This window comes from Gluconacetobacter brunescens (assembly GCF_048695475.1).
In the GTDB taxonomy this organism is placed as follows: Bacteria; Pseudomonadota; Alphaproteobacteria; order Acetobacterales; family Acetobacteraceae; genus Gluconacetobacter.
In genome coordinates, this window is record NZ_JBLHEN010000004.1 from 143,199 (window position 1) to 155,948 (window position 12,750).

The 12,750-nt window shown below is 62.3% G+C and carries 13 protein-coding genes; all 13 read left to right on the top strand.

The genetic code is table 11. The annotated features are described in order from the left end of the window. The first annotated feature begins 13 nt into the window (after positions 1–13). The 13 genes from ACMAUO_RS20805 (at position 14) to ACMAUO_RS20865 (ending at position 12,602) form a co-directional block, all read left to right on the top strand. Entirely contained in the window at positions 14–967 is a 954-nt protein-coding gene (locus tag ACMAUO_RS20805) for a TrbG/VirB9 family P-type conjugative transfer protein (RefSeq protein WP_420358809.1), read from the top strand. Next, positions 964–1,863: a toxin co-regulated pilus biosynthesis Q family protein gene (locus tag ACMAUO_RS20810; RefSeq protein WP_420358810.1), complete on the top strand. Its 900-nt coding sequence runs from the start codon at positions 964–966 to the stop codon at positions 1,861–1,863. The genes ACMAUO_RS20805 and ACMAUO_RS20810 overlap by 4 nt, the downstream gene beginning before the upstream one ends. Then, positions 1,860–3,560, top strand: a complete 1,701-nt coding sequence (locus ACMAUO_RS20815) for a secretin GspD/PilQ domain-containing protein (protein WP_420358811.1) — start codon at positions 1,860–1,862, stop codon at positions 3,558–3,560. Before ACMAUO_RS20810 ends, ACMAUO_RS20815 begins: the two co-directional genes overlap by 4 nt. Beyond that, positions 3,557–4,171 carry a hypothetical protein gene (locus tag ACMAUO_RS20820; protein WP_420358812.1) on the top strand — a complete coding sequence of 205 codons (615 nt, stop codon included), beginning with the start codon at positions 3,557–3,559 and terminating at the stop codon, positions 4,169–4,171. The genes ACMAUO_RS20815 and ACMAUO_RS20820 overlap by 4 nt, the downstream gene beginning before the upstream one ends. A gap of 11 nt (positions 4,172–4,182) precedes the next feature. After that, the gene (gene pilO2, locus ACMAUO_RS20825; RefSeq protein WP_420358813.1) at positions 4,183–5,376 is read left to right on the top strand and encodes a type 4b pilus protein PilO2; all 1,194 of its coding nucleotides are present in this window, start codon (positions 4,183–4,185) and stop codon (positions 5,374–5,376) included. Beyond that, positions 5,376–7,013 carry a GspE/PulE family protein gene (locus ACMAUO_RS20830; RefSeq protein WP_420358814.1) on the top strand — a complete coding sequence of 546 codons (1,638 nt, stop codon included), beginning with the start codon at positions 5,376–5,378 and terminating at the stop codon, positions 7,011–7,013. The genes pilO2 and ACMAUO_RS20830 overlap by 1 nt, the downstream gene beginning before the upstream one ends. Next, the gene (locus ACMAUO_RS20835) at positions 7,010–8,134 is read left to right on the top strand and encodes a type II secretion system F family protein (RefSeq protein ID WP_420358815.1); all 1,125 of its coding nucleotides are present in this window, start codon (positions 7,010–7,012) and stop codon (positions 8,132–8,134) included. The genes ACMAUO_RS20830 and ACMAUO_RS20835 overlap by 4 nt, the downstream gene beginning before the upstream one ends. 66 nt (positions 8,135–8,200) lie before the next feature. Continuing rightward, the gene (locus ACMAUO_RS20840; protein WP_420358816.1) at positions 8,201–8,707 is read left to right on the top strand and encodes a type 4 pilus major pilin; all 507 of its coding nucleotides are present in this window, start codon (positions 8,201–8,203) and stop codon (positions 8,705–8,707) included. A 9-nt stretch (positions 8,708–8,716) separates the two neighbouring features. Continuing rightward, positions 8,717–9,193 (top strand): type IV pilus biogenesis protein PilM, encoded by a 477-nt coding sequence (pilM, locus tag ACMAUO_RS20845; RefSeq protein WP_420358817.1) that lies wholly within the window; start codon positions 8,717–8,719, stop codon positions 9,191–9,193. Continuing rightward, positions 9,190–10,692, top strand: a complete 1,503-nt coding sequence (gene pilV / locus ACMAUO_RS20850; protein WP_420358818.1) for a shufflon system plasmid conjugative transfer pilus tip adhesin PilV — start codon at positions 9,190–9,192, stop codon at positions 10,690–10,692. Before pilM ends, pilV begins: the two co-directional genes overlap by 4 nt. Further along, positions 10,689–11,462, top strand: a complete 774-nt coding sequence (locus tag ACMAUO_RS20855) for a DUF1796 family putative cysteine peptidase (RefSeq protein ID WP_420358819.1) — start codon at positions 10,689–10,691, stop codon at positions 11,460–11,462. Before pilV ends, ACMAUO_RS20855 begins: the two co-directional genes overlap by 4 nt. Continuing rightward, entirely contained in the window at positions 11,459–12,160 is a 702-nt protein-coding gene (locus ACMAUO_RS20860; RefSeq protein WP_420358820.1) for a transglycosylase SLT domain-containing protein, read from the top strand. Before ACMAUO_RS20855 ends, ACMAUO_RS20860 begins: the two co-directional genes overlap by 4 nt. Continuing rightward, entirely contained in the window at positions 12,147–12,602 is a 456-nt protein-coding gene (locus ACMAUO_RS20865) for a DotD/TraH family lipoprotein (RefSeq protein WP_420358821.1), read from the top strand. The genes ACMAUO_RS20860 and ACMAUO_RS20865 overlap by 14 nt, the downstream gene beginning before the upstream one ends. Positions 12,603–12,750 lie beyond the last annotated feature (148 nt).

Consider the following 12,750-nt stretch of genomic DNA (forward strand, 5'->3'; position numbering starts at 1 on the left):
GACTGCCCGGATCTTGACCCCTATCATCAGCGCGGCCCTGATTGCCGGGTGCAGCGAGGCGGCGAACGAGCCGGTTTCCGTCTCGGTTCCAGGCATGCCCTCTCCCGAGTTGGCGCTGCAACGCAGCCTCGATCGGATCAACGGCTTCCTGGGCAGCATCAACGAGCGGATCGAGACCCCCGCACGCGGGGCCATACCTCTCGCCGTAACGGACACTCGCCGCGCGCAGCGGCCCCTCAACATCACGCCACCGACCTCCACGCCGAGCGCCGTGCCTGAGCCGGCGCAGGCCCAAGAAGCGCGTCCGGTGTTTGGACCGTCAGCGGTCTGGTTCGCGTACGGGGACGGTTATCCGCGGATCCGCTGTGCGCCCGGAAGCATCTGCCTTGTGAGGCTGCAGCACGGCGAGACGATGGACGGAAGCGCGCTCACGGGCGCCGACCTCGGTGGGTGGCGCGCCGACCTCGTTCGGGGCACGCGAGGCGTGCACGCTGGGTGGGCAGTTGCTCTGACCCCACAGGCCGGCGCGCGGCCATCGGTTCTGCACTTCGCCACGAGCCGGCGCTCTTACGCTCTCGCGCTCCAGCCAGACGGCGACACCATGCGCACAGTCGCCTTCACTTACGGGCCGTCCGACGGCACGACCCAACCTGAACCGCCGACGCCGACGTCACAATCCCCAGGAAAATCAGGACCGGACTTCACCTACCACATTGAGGGTCCCGATCTCCCCTGGAAGCCGATGCGTGTCTACTGCGACGATGGGCACACCTATTTCCAGTTCCCGCCCGGCGGGATCGTCTCAGCTCCTCGATTGCTCGTCATCTCACCTGCGCTTAGTGCCGCGCAGCCCTACAGGGTGATTGGGGACTCCTACGTCGTCGATCGGCGGGTCGATCAAGCGATGCTGATAGGAGCCGGGCCTGGCGCGCCTGTGATCCGAATTACCCACGGAGGCAAGACGTGATCCGACGCCACCCCACCCTTATCGGCGCAACTCTGCTCGGGCTTATGGCCGGCTGTGCCACTGAGACGCCCGCCGACAGGGCCTCTCATGTTACCGGGGCAACATTCCGGGACACGTCCGCGCTGACGGTGTTTATCGCGGATATCCTCGCCAACAGTATGGACCCTGGGCAATCAACCCTGCGTCTGTCTCCATTTGAAGGAGCCGACGAGGCCCACGCACAGACGCTTCTCAGCGACACCTTGCGGGAGCGCGGTTTCGCGCTTTCCCCGGACGGGATGCCTTACCCCGGCGCGCACACCGTGCGCTATTCGATTTCGGCGGTTGGTCTGAACCTGCTTCTCGAACTCGACGTCGATGACGCCGCAGCAACGTGCCTTTACGGGCACGCAGCCGATGGAGCACTGATCCGGACGGGAAGCTGCACCCTGCGCGCTGGCGCCTCGCTTGCAATGCGCATCCCGTCCCAGCCGGAGCTTCATACGGTCGAGCCGAACATCCAAGGCGTCAACGTGTCTCCGCTGCCGGCGCCCGCGCGGACAGGCGCCGCACTCCAGATCCACGAAACGCTCATCAACCGGCAGCCGCAGGCGCCGACGGCCCCGCCGGCCGCGCCGCTCCGGCTGCAGCCTCCAGCGGAGATCTGGACGCTCGTCGAAGGACAGCCCATCCGCGATCAGATGATTGCCTGGGCCGACCGCGCCGGTTGGAAGGTCGAGTGGCCGCACGAGCTGAACTGGAATGTGCCTGCCCTCACCACCTTCACGGGCGACTTCCACACCGTCATGAGCGACGTGATTCGCACGATCGCGGATGAGGGCAAGTCCATTCGCGCGGAATTCCACTCGAGCAACCGTTTTCTTGTCGTCACGTCGCCCGGAGGACAGGGCCGTTGAAAACCAAACGTCATATTCTCTCGGCCGTCGCGATCATGGCGCTTCTAAGCGCGTGTCAGGACTTCCAGGAGGCGAGGCGGAGCGAAGACGATACGCTCGCGCGATCGCGTGACTCCAGGGTACCGAACACGCCGATTATCACCGAGAGCGACAAGCCGTGGCTCGTGGGGGAGACACTCCATGATGCAGATCCGCTGCCCGACATTCTGAAGGTACAGTCCTCGCTCACGATCGCGCGCCCGGTCTCCCTGCGGGATGCCGCCATCCAGGCCAGTCGCCAGACCGGTATCCCCGTCCGGATCGCTCCGGATGCCGAACAGGACGACCTGGCGGACAGTCTCGGGTCCGGCGGCAATCAGACTCCCATCACCTTCAATGGCACCAACCTGCCTCCGCCGCCGGTTGCATCCGCTCTCGCCTCCGTCGCCGCTTCAAGAACCCGTTCTTCATTCCCGGCCTGGCGCGGCAGCGGCAACTGGCTGGCATACAGCGGGACACGCGAGGGAGTCTTCCAGGCGATCGCGACACGCTTTGGGGTATGGAAGCGCTGGGTTGATGGACACATCGAATTCTTCCGGACAGAAACGCGCACATTCACCATTCCGGCGTTTCCCGGAGACACGAACGCGAACACCTCGATCGTCGCCTACACGGGGGGCGGGAGTGGCTCATCCGGCGGGAGCATGTCCGGCGGGGGGATGAGTGGCGGCGGTATGGGCGGTGGCGGTACGGGCGGGTCCTCGGGAGGCTCATCCGGCCAGTCCGCGGGCATGGCGTCGATCAGCAACACCAGTAAAACCAATCGCTGGAAGACCATCGAGCGTACGGCTCAGATTGTGTCAGGAGGAGCTCAGGTCGTCGCAGACGACGGGCTCGGAACACTCTCCGTTACAGGCACACCCGATCAGGTCGCCCGCATCGAAGACTGGATGCACGGCGTCAACGAAAGCCTGATGAAGCAGGTCGCCGTCGAGGTCCACGTCTACACGGTGAAGATCACTCGGGAGACGAATTATGGCTGGAGTCCGCAATTTGCATTCAAGTCGCACAACGGCCTGGTCGGCCTGACGTCGACGCCGGCGACGATCCCCTCGATCCAGTCGGGTGACACTCCGTTCCGCTTCGGCGCATCGATCCTCGACACGGGTCGCGGAACCGGCGGCCTGTTCTCCGGATCGAACGTCGTTTTCCAGGCGTTGAACGAACTCGGCAACGTCACCGAGCAGTATGATCGGTCCGTCGTCACCACCAACGGTGTCACTGCGCCCCTCCAGAACGGCATCAACACGACGTATCTGGCCAGCACCGTATCCACCCTTGCGACCAATGCCGGGACGGCCAACTCCTTGTCCCCCGGCGTGGTGATGTCGGGCTTCATGGGCTCGGTGACGCCCAAGATCGTCGACAACCGCATTCTGCTGCACACCAATTTCCTGCTCCAGACGCTCCTTGCGGTGCAGAACATCACTTCGAATGGCTCAAGCATCCAGGCGCCGAAGACGTCGAGCACTTCGCTAGACGACACCGTTGCGCTCCCGAGCGGCTCGACCCTGGTGTTGAGCGGCTACGTCGACGATGCCACGTCCCGCAGCCGTACCGGCGTGGGATCAGCACTGAACTGGCTCTTCGGCGGCGGCGGTGACGCCCAGGTAACCAAAACACACGTCGTCGTCACTGTGGAGGCCCGGACCCTATGAGACGCAGCGCCATTGCAGCCGCGGCCATCGCCCTCGCCGCGCCTCTCCAGGTGCGGGCTCAAACCCCAATCCCTGAATGCGCAAGCCGACTGGCGGAACCCGCGCCGGGTCAGGTACTCACGCCGGCGGAACTGGATGCGAATAACGCATGCGTCACCGTAATGCAGCAGGCGAAGATCGTCTCCGACCTTGGCACGGCAATGCAGGAGAACATTCGCCGCCTGACCGAGAAAGACAAACCGCAAGCAGCGGTCGGAGCGCCTGATCGACCCGCTCTCGAATTTCAGCCGCCACCCCTTCCTGCACGGCAAGACGACGCCGTGCCGGCACCGCCCGCGCCGTCTCCGGCGCCGACCTATGACACCATATGGACCGACGGCGGGCGGACAGGCGCTACCCTGCGCTTCAGCGATGGCAGCAGCCAGGACGTGGAACGCGGAACGCGCCTTCGCGACGAGAGTGTCGTTACCGCCATCTCATCGCGCGGATTGACCCTGCGTCGGCCGGACGGCTCCGTCCTCACCCTGCGTGGAAGCAGCGACGCCCCCACGCCGACCCGAATCATCGCAGTGCCCGGCGCGCCGAGCTATCCGCCGCCGACACATGGTTAACGGGGCGGATCATGGCATTCTTCATTCGGGCTGAGCACAGAATCTGGTGCGGCGACCTGCGTTGGCGGACATACGAGCGACGTCCCTCGCTCTTTGCTCTCCGCTCCGAGGCGCTCGGCCTCGGAGCAAGCTACACGGTTCGCTCTCCTTTGTTCGCGGGGGCCATCGGCTTCCTCGTAGCCGAGCAGCTCGATCTCAAGGAATCGTTCCACAGCCTGATGCTCGCGGTCGCATCGACGTTTGGCCCGCGATATTATGGCGAATACGAGGTTGGCCTCGATCAGTTCTGGGTCGTGGCAACAGACGACACCGGTCGCCCTCTCCCCGGATCGGACACCATCTACCGAGACGAGGCGATCGCGGCCGTCCGCAGCGGGTTCGAAGGCTTCACGTTCGAGCGCCGGGACATCCTCTCCAGAGCAGAATTCGAAACGCTGCAAGCCGGCCTTCCTGACGCTCCTCTTTCTATCCGCTCCACCTCGCTCCGGCCCGTGTACCTTGCGGCGGCTGCGACCCTCACCCTTGCGCTCGGTGTTGTCGAAGGCACCCACGTTTACCACAAGCATCAGCAGGAACTCGTCCGGGCCAGAGCGCGGCAGGCAATGCTGCATCGCCCAAAGAAGCCGAAGCCGGCGGCGGAAGCTCCGAGCACACCGCCGACCATTCAGCCGTCTGCGTGGGTTAAAGCATGCGTCTCCGCCGTGCCGTCCGCCGCATTTCACCGCGGCTGGGTCGTTGCTGGCGTGCTGTGTGCCGACGACAAGACGACAGTTTCATGGGCGCGTAGGGGAGGCTCGCTCAGCGACGCTCCCCCCGGGGATATCACCAACAACGGCAACATCGTCGACGACGCTTTACCCCTGCTTGTCGCGCCCGGGCTCCCCGAGGAGCAAGACAACACGCTCGAGGAACGCGACCTGTTCGGATTCCTCCAGGCTGCAGGCGCGCCGGCGCAGATTAATCGCTCGCCCGTCACCCTGATGATCGGCAACCGTCGGCTGCCCATGACAACCACGAGCGCGACGTTCGCGTGGCCGGGCGATCCCATGGCCGTGCGGTGGGACCAGTTCAAAGGGCTGCGGATGATTGAAATGAAGCGCGCGTACCTTGGGAGCGAAGCTGGTCCCACCTTGGGCGCGTGGCAATTCAAGGTCTCGTTCACCGAACCCGTCGTGCAGCCAGTGACCAAAGGGAAGGCGAGCTGATGCTCAATCTGCTTCTCCGCAAGAAGGCTACGGCCCGAGAAGACAATGCGATTCAGGTTCCCGCCGAACTGCGCGGACAAATCCACATCGACGAGATTAACCAGATTGTTTTCGCGAACGAGGCGCTCAAACGTCGCGAGGTCATGCTGACGTGGTTGGCTGAAGCGCGCCATGAGCCTCGCCTTACGACGCTTCGTGTCGAGTGGGAGCGCATGGGGACCGTCACAGAGCGCATCCAGCAGGCACACCACGACGCTCTTGTGGTTTCTCGAGACGACAATCTCGATGAAGAGGTGCGAGGCGAATGCCTGGCCTTGCTTCGTGAGGGAGCGGAAAGCGGAGTGTCCGATATCCATATCCACCGCAAGGAACGCCATACTGAAATCATGTTCCGGATTAACGGAACGCTCGTCGTCGCCCACGAATTGACGAATGACCATGCCGACCGTCTGATCCGCGCCATGTACACGCTCGCGAGTTCTCGTGACAGCGCATACAGCGAGGGCGAATCCCAGGATGCAGCAGTCGCCGGCGATGTCCTCAAGGGCACTGGCCTCGCCAATGTTCGTATCGTGAAGGGTCCTTGTTTGCCGGTATCCGAGGGCGGCAAGTTCATGATCCTTCGACTACAGTATGCCAGGTCCGGCAGTGCTCGTCGTGGCACCCAGCCAACGGTTGAATTCCACGCACCTCGACGGCCGGAAGGGCACCTGAAGCTCCTGGGCTATGGCTTCTCCCAAGACCAGGTCGATCGCATCCTCAATATCTCAATAGCGCCCTCGGGGGTGCTGATTTGCACCGGCCCGACCGGCTCTGGCAAGACCACGCTGTTGTTCGAGACGTTGCAGCATAAAGCCCGCACGGAGCCTGGGAGACGTCTGGTCACGATCGAACAGCCGGCCGAATATCCGATGCCATGGGCTATCCAGATGGATATCTCCAACGCCCTTTCCGCAGACGCAGCCGGAAAGGAGTTCAAGGCGCGGCTACGAAACGCCTTGCGTATGGACCCCGACGATATGATGGTCGGCGAGATCCGTGATACCGAGGTGGCCCTCACCACCTTCGACGCAGCCCAGACCGGACACTTCGTCGTCACAACGCTCCACGTCGATGACCCGTTCGATTATCCCCTGCGCCTGCAGAACATGGATTACGAACGTCTGAGTTTCCGAACCACCTGCAACGCCTCGATCGTGCGCGGCATCGTGGGGCAGCGGCTCCTGCCCACACTCTGCCCCCATTGTGCCGTGCCCTGGAAGTGCGACGACGACCGTATGCCACGCCGGACCCGCGAGGCAGTACCGACATGGGGCCCAGATCCATCGCGCATCCGCCGCGCGGGACCAGGCTGCCATCACTGCCTGGGCACCGGGATCGGCGGGCGAACAGCAGTCGCGGAAGTCGTGGAAACCGACGAGGAGCTGATGAGCGACTTTGTGCGACACGGCGTTTCGGTCGCCCGACATCGCTTTCGAGCCCGCAAAGGCGTCGATGCTTCGATGGTAGAGACCGCCATGGGTCGGGTATTTGCCGGCCTCGTCGATCCATACCAGGTCACCGCGAAGGTCGATCGCATCCGCACATACGACGCCGTCATGACTGAACGCGCCGCCGGCGCCGCCGAGGCCGCATGACACTCAACATCGTTTACACGTCAAGCGCACGATCCCGCCCTGGCGTTAGTGCCAATCTGACGGAATGGCTCGACGTCCAGATGTCATTCCGTTGGAGGACAAGAGCCCAGCTCTACCGGATGATCTCGGTTCGTATGCGGCAGAATGCCTCAGTAGACCGCATCCTTCGCATGTATTCGCGCCAACAGAAGCGCAGACGCCGTTCCTCCGTGCCGCGCCTGCTCGATAGAGTTTTGACGCGCATGACGGAACAAGGCCTGCCCTTCGCCGAGGCGCTTCGCCCATACATCCCCGACGACGAATATATGATGATCCTCTCGGGAGAGCGTGCCGGCGACATCGGGTCGGCCATGGACCTGGTGTGCGACATCAAGACGAGGACAGGCAGGATCATGCGGGCGGCGCGAAGTGCGGCCTTTCAACCGCTCATGTACATCGTGGTGCTCTTTATCTACCTGTACGCAATGGCCAAAATGGTCATCCCCTCCCTCCTGCACGGGGTTCCAGGCCAGCACACCGCCAGCACCTCCCAAGACGTGCTCGTCTTTGCGGCAAACCTTGCGACCGGTGCGAATGCCTTCATCATACTTGGGTCGCTGATCGCCACCGTTGTCGCGGTCTGGCTCAGCCTGACGAGATTGACCGGGCCGCTGCGTGTGGTGCTGGAGCGCATGCCCCCGTGGTCGATTTACCGGAACATCCAGGGATACATCTGGATTTCGAGCTTCATCGCCCTGGTGCGCGCCGGGATGACCGATACCGACGCTCTCGCACACCAGATGCAGGGGGCGTCGCCATGGCTCGCCGAGCGCCTTGGAGCCATCCTGGCGCGCCTTGGTCCGAGGGGAATGTCGCTGCCGGAAGCAATGGAGGACAGCGGTTTGGCATTTCCGTCTCCAGAGGTCATCGACGACATCGAAGCAAGCTGGGGCGGCAAGGAGGCATATGGGCGCCTCCTTGAATCCAGCAAAATGTGGGCCGACGAGATCGAGCTTTCGACGCTCGCGCAGGCTGCCGCGATCAAGAGTTTCGCCACCACGCTGATGATGCTCCTCGCTGGGGCACTCATCGTCGCATCCAACAACATCGGGTCAAACATGGGCGGCGGCCAGCCGATGTGACCGCCGTGCGCGCAGTCACAAACGAGCCGGGGATACTGCCTTACAAAACCATCACAGGGGCTTCGCATGGACCAGATTATCTCCCTACTCGTGAAGGCCGGGGCGGTATTGCTCGCCGTGGTTTCGGTGCTCGCCGGCTCATACGAGGTCTTCTCACGCAACAACGGTTCAACTGCCGCCGGCGAACAGAGCCAGCTCGCGACCAACATCGAGACCTATTACAATGGCGGCATGACGGCTCGTAATTACTCGAGCATCTCCAATAGCTCCGCGATCCGCGCGGCACTGGTACCGAAGTCCATGCTGAACGGCGACGGCAATACCATAGCTGGCCCATGGGGCGGTTCCACCGTGACGATCAGCACATGGGGCAATGGATTCCAGGTTGCCTGGAGCAATGTCGACGGAGACTCCTGCGCGACCTTCGCCAGAAGCCAGGCGCCCCAGAACGTCAATATCAATGGCGACGACATTCCGCTCTCCAACAGTGATGCGGCAACCCAGATTGCGAACGCCTGTAATGCCTCCAGCGGTGCAAGCACCGCTTCCGTCATATTCGAGTATGCCGGATAACCGGCACATATGCCGTTCATCCTCCTCGCCATGTGGCTTATTGTAACCGTGACGAGTTCGATGCTGAGCCTCCATGTGGTGCAGAACCAGAACACGCCGCTATCCTCGGGTAGCGGCGCTGCTGCGGCACAGGCGTGGCTCGCGTACAAGGCGGCCCTGCTCAAATATCTCGAAGACCATCCGAACGCCACCGGCCCGATTAGTCTCGGTCTTCTTGGCCTCAACAGTAATGGATATGATCTCTCCAGCGCAGGAAATCAGATCGTGCGCAACGACCAATCAGTCACGATCGAAGCGTGGATGGAACTGACGGCAGATCAGATCGCCGCCGCCATCCATATAGCGAACGGCGACATGAGTATCGGCACTTCACTCGGCGATCGATGGACGGCTCCTTCCGTCGGCGACATGGGATTACTTCCTGTTTCCGCGCCAGTGGGAGACGCTGTGTCTGTCGTAAGCCTCTCGGGAACCGGCTACCAATGAGCTCCCTTATTGGCGTTATGTTTGCGACGCTCGTCGCACTCACAATTCTCCCGCGCTACTTCGGCATGATCGAGAACGGCACCACGCAGGCTGTGAACGCCACCACAGCCGGGCAATTCCAGGCGCTCCTGAAGGCCGCCCAGCTCTACATCGACAAGCACGGAACTGATCTCGTGAGCACTGTTCCCGTTGGAGGAACGTCACCGCTCGACATCTCAGCTCTGATTGCCGACAGCGACCTGCCGTCCGGCTTCACCACCGTCAATCCGTACCGTCAGAACTGGCAAGTCTACGTTCGACAACCTGCAAGCAAAGCCCTCGACGCAATCGTCGAGAGCTCCGACGGCATCACACTGACCGGCCAATCCGCCGTTGCGATCGCGTCCCTGACAGGCGCGCAGGGCGGTTTCGTGCCCGAAGACGGAATGTTCGGCTCCATGAATTCCTCAAATGCCTATGGAGCAAGCGGCTCCTGGCAACTGCCTCTTGCTGGGTTGCCAAACCCGGGCCCCGGCCATCTGTACGGTATCCTCGTCGGGGCAAACACATCAAGCGAGACCACGGATTACCTTTATCGGGATTCAGTCCCTGGACATCCCGAACTCAACACGATGAGAGCGTCGCTGGATATGGGTGGAAACGACATCAACGACGCCAATAACGTCAACGCAACTCGCGGCGTCTTCAACGCCGGCAACCCAAATGGTGGCTATGGCGGGGTAAAAGTCGGGTCGGCCTACCTCTACGGCGACGACAACGATGCAGCGGTACGAACGCCCGGGACGGTTTACATGCAGCACTACGACGGCACCCCGGCGAATATTGGTGCCGACACTGGCTATTTCACGCGCAACATCGGGGTCAACGGCCTTGATCCGTATGGTGGACTTCCTGCCGGCTGGGGCGGGGGCCTGCACGCGAATGACGGCTATTTCGAGGGGACCATTGCCACCGGGACCGGTGGCAACCAAAGCAATATCATCACCAATAACGGGTATGTAAAAGTCGGCGACCACGTCGACATTCAAGACCACGCCAGCGTCATCAATTCCGGGTGCGGTTTATGGGTCAGCGGAGCGTGCTTCTACGGAGACACCACCAACGCTGCCGTTGAGACCCCTGGCTCCGTGTCAATGCAACATTACGACGGGACGAATGCGGATCTTCAGGCCGACCACGCCACGTTCACTTCCGTCAGACTCGGCACCGACGGAGGCAACGCCTGGCCGGGCAATTCATGCGAACCTAATGGTACGATTGCCGCAAAAGCAGACGGCTCCGGCCGTCTGCTGTCGTGCCTGAATGGGACATGGCAAATTCCTCCCGCCCAGATATCGACCTACGTCCCGACAACGACGCTCCGGTACACAGGGTATAATCGTCCGAATCCCGTTACCGGTGGCTACAGCTGTCCACCCGGCACAACCGACATGAACATCGAACAACTTTGGTATGGCGACTACGGCTTCAGCTCCCTCCATCTCTGCAGCGCCGAATGAGAAGCAACGCCATCCACCGCGAGCCCGAGGCGCACGTGAAGCGCGGGACATATGATTTCACGCCCGCATGGCTTCTTTCCATGCGGACGTCGCTGACGCGGTATCAGCATCGGCGCTCAGGCAAAATGCCGGATTACGGTACACGCTCGATTAACGGCAGGAAGGTGCGCCACATCGTACCCCTCGGGACTCACTGTCTCGCAGCAGGCATTCTCCGCGCCGCAGAGCTCAGGCGATATGCGTTGCCGTTCGACTGGATCTTCTCGACGCCGGGGATGATATTGCACGTCCTCGAGACGGACTTCCGGGATTTCATGCCACCGGCCGGGCAGGCCCACCCCGCTTATCGAGATCGTTTCGGCCTGTCCGACATGTTTCCCCATGCCGACCTGACCTCCGCCTCGACCCGCGAGTCCTTTGCGCGGCGCATCGCGCGCTTCAGAGGGATTATGGCGGCCCGCGAGGCCACGCTATTCGTTATGATTTCGAGACCCTCGAATCCAATCGGCTGGCATTTTGAGCCGCTGACGGATCTTCTTGAACGCAAGTGCCCAAACGCCGAACTTCTGGCGGTGCAATTGCAATCCCCCCGCCTTGCCGGCGAGAGCGTCGGCATGGAACTGGTTCAGCGGCGAGGCAGATCGCGGCTCTACGACTTTCGGCCAGCGTCCGACGAGAGTGCGCTGGGGTACTTTCCCGACGTCCTCGATGAGCTCCTGATCCTGCGCTTGATTTACCAGTATCACTTCGACCTGACGGACGTTCAATGACGGATCTCCCGCCATGCGCTGCCGTCGCCGCCGACGCATATCATGTGCCGAGTGTCATCATCGCCCACGTAGTGGAGAACTCCGGACAAAGGGGGATCGGCGTGATGCGCATCGATCCCGGCTGGTTGCCTATTCTCGAACGCGCAGGGTTCGACCCAACACAGGTTCGGGACGACGTTTGCATGAACATCGCCGCCGGTGCGTGGATTCTCGCATGGGCAGGTGCCGGCGCCCATGGGGGGCAGCCGCATCAACACGAAGCTCCTCCGCCCGCGAGGCCGTTGCCTGGAGCCCTTTCCACTTGCGTTACCCGCGCCGCAGCCCAGTATCACATTCCAGAAGTCCTGTTCCGCGCTATCCTGCTGACAGAGGGCGGCGCGGTTGGACGCATCTCGCGCAATCCAAACGGCTCGTACGACATGGGGCCGGCGCAGGTGAACTCAACCCATCTCGCGGAACTCGCTCATTTCGGGATCACCCGCGACGAACTCATCAACGACGGGTGCTTGAATCTCCATGTCGGCGCATGGATCCTCGCCCGCGAACTTGACGGTCATACGCCGGCCGAGCCAGGAGAATTCTGGCGGCGCGTAGGGAATTACAATTCCCGCACTCCGAAGCTCAACCAGGCTTATCAGCGCAAGGTCTGGCGGAACGCATCCATCGCCGCGCAGTCACAATCACATGGACCATCCTGACGTCATGCGACGCAGCGAACCACGCTCCCTTTCTCCCATCTCATTATTCTTCCTTCTGTCGATTTCGGCGTGCGCTCCGCGCGAAAGCGAGCCCACGCCTACGGTCGATCAAGGAATGGCTCACATTCTCAACTCGTTCGACCAGGTCGGGGCTGTACGATTTCCCATGGTGCGGGCGGGCTCTGTTCTCCCGGCCGAGATGAACCGCCCAATGAACTGGCACTGGAGCGGTCCGGTCGATCGAGCAGTCCTCATGATCGCAAACCGACTGGGTTATCAAGCCGACATTCCTGCGGCATCCGCTGTGCCGACCGTCCGGATTGACCGTGAGGACACAACGATTGGCGGTCTACTGGACGAAATCGCCACCGCGTCTGCCGGGCGCGCAGTAATCGAGGTGGACGTCCCCAACCATACTCTTAGGGTGATTTGGCATGCGTGAAGCACTCCGTCCCGCTGTTGGCTTATTCATTGCATCCCTTTGCGCGTATCCCGCGCACGCTTCCGCGCAGAGCGACGGTCCCGTCGAGAGCCCGGTGCCTCAGATCCCGGCCACGGTGCCTGCGGCTGCCAACGCGATCGACACGCCG

What these genes read in the sequence shown, in the direction of transcription:
- ACMAUO_RS20820 (WP_420358812.1), top strand. Translation starts at nt 3,557, where the DNA reads ATGAGACGCAGCGCCATTGCAGCCGCGGCCATCGCCCTCGCCGCGCCT.
- pilO2 (WP_420358813.1), top strand. Translation starts at nt 4,183, where the DNA reads ATGGCATTCTTCATTCGGGCTGAGCACAGAATCTGGTGCGGCGACCTG.
- ACMAUO_RS20830 (WP_420358814.1), top strand. Translation starts at nt 5,376, where the DNA reads ATGCTCAATCTGCTTCTCCGCAAGAAGGCTACGGCCCGAGAAGACAAT.
- ACMAUO_RS20835 (WP_420358815.1), top strand. Translation starts at nt 7,010, where the DNA reads ATGACACTCAACATCGTTTACACGTCAAGCGCACGATCCCGCCCTGGC.
- ACMAUO_RS20840 (WP_420358816.1), top strand. Translation starts at nt 8,201, where the DNA reads ATGGACCAGATTATCTCCCTACTCGTGAAGGCCGGGGCGGTATTGCTC.
- pilM (WP_420358817.1), top strand. Translation starts at nt 8,717, where the DNA reads ATGCCGTTCATCCTCCTCGCCATGTGGCTTATTGTAACCGTGACGAGT.
- pilV (WP_420358818.1), top strand. Translation starts at nt 9,190, where the DNA reads ATGAGCTCCCTTATTGGCGTTATGTTTGCGACGCTCGTCGCACTCACA.
- ACMAUO_RS20855 (WP_420358819.1), top strand. Translation starts at nt 10,689, where the DNA reads ATGAGAAGCAACGCCATCCACCGCGAGCCCGAGGCGCACGTGAAGCGC.
- ACMAUO_RS20860 (WP_420358820.1), top strand. Translation starts at nt 11,459, where the DNA reads ATGACGGATCTCCCGCCATGCGCTGCCGTCGCCGCCGACGCATATCAT.
- ACMAUO_RS20865 (WP_420358821.1), top strand. Translation starts at nt 12,147, where the DNA reads ATGGACCATCCTGACGTCATGCGACGCAGCGAACCACGCTCCCTTTCT.